Origin of the sequence: Listeria sp. SHR_NRA_18 (assembly GCF_003856515.1) — a bacterium.
Lineage (GTDB): Bacteria > Bacillota > Bacilli > Lactobacillales > Listeriaceae > Listeria_A > Listeria_A newyorkensis.
The window spans coordinates 1-389 of record NZ_QPKR01000106.1 but is presented as its reverse complement, the minus strand read 5'-3'; the positions used below and the strand labels follow the sequence as shown (position 1 = coordinate 389).

Sequence of the window (389 nt, the reverse complement as noted above, 5' to 3'; positions counted from 1 at the left end):
GGCCTGCCCTGCTCAACCATGCGCACCAGATGCTTGATGGCCATCGGTTTGGTGGGATCCAGTGGCACGAAGTCGATATAAGGCTTCAGCCAGCGCATAAACCAACGATCGGAAATGCTGGAGTAAACGGCAAACACCGGTTTGATCGGTAAGAACAACGCCAGCAGCGCGCCATCCATGAAAGAAACGTGATTCGGGGTGATCAGCAGTTTCTGCTGCTCAAAATGCTTGGCGTCGCCTTCGACACGAACACGAAACATCAGGCGAAACAGTGCACGTAACACGGTATATATCATCCCACTCTCCCTCGGGGTTGATGGCCTTAAAAATTGTCTGAGGGAAGAATACTATACGGCAGGCAAAAAAAAACCTACGCATCCGCGTAGGTT

1 protein-coding gene is annotated in these 389 nt (G+C 51.4%); it reads right to left on the bottom strand.

Going from position 1 to position 389, the window contains the following annotated elements; all coding sequences use genetic code 11:
• Positions 1 to 284: 1-acyl-sn-glycerol-3-phosphate acyltransferase (locus DUK53_RS17355; RefSeq protein WP_201740751.1), on the bottom strand; the 284-nt coding region annotated here is incomplete at its 3' end.
• Positions 285 to 389 lie beyond the last annotated feature (105 nt).